The organism is Paraburkholderia sp. SIMBA_027, assembly GCF_046535315.1.
Lineage (GTDB): Bacteria > Pseudomonadota > Gammaproteobacteria > Burkholderiales > Burkholderiaceae > Paraburkholderia > Paraburkholderia tropica.
The window spans coordinates 1-303 of sequence record NZ_JAWRWY010000309.1 but is presented as its reverse complement, the minus strand read 5'-3'; the positions used below and the strand labels follow the sequence as shown (position 1 = coordinate 303).

At 61.7% G+C, this 303-nt stretch carries 1 protein-coding gene; it reads left to right on the top strand.

The window, feature by feature from the left end:
• A partial coding sequence (locus tag SB764_RS39210; RefSeq protein ID WP_410866638.1) for a transposase occupies positions 1–182 on the top strand: 182 nt, incomplete at its 5' end.
• Positions 183–303: the final 121 nt, after the last annotated feature.

Genomic DNA, 303 nt, shown 5'->3' with positions numbered 1-303 from the left:
ACCCGCCTGCCTGCGACTTCCGAGCATACAAGGATCGAAACCGCATCGAACGGATGTTCAACCGCCTCAAGCAGTTCCGTCGTGTGGCGACCCGATACGACAAGACACGAAAATCCTTCGCAGCATTCCTTGCCCTGGCCGCTGCAAAGATATGGTTGCCATACTTTGTCAACAGGACCTAACACCGGTGCGCGGAGTATGTGACGGTGCGCGCTTGGCTCAGGCTTCAGGTGGCGTCGGCTCCGGTCCCGGCGGCACCTCGGGCGGCGGCTCGATCGGCTCTGGCCTCTATGTCGGGACGGG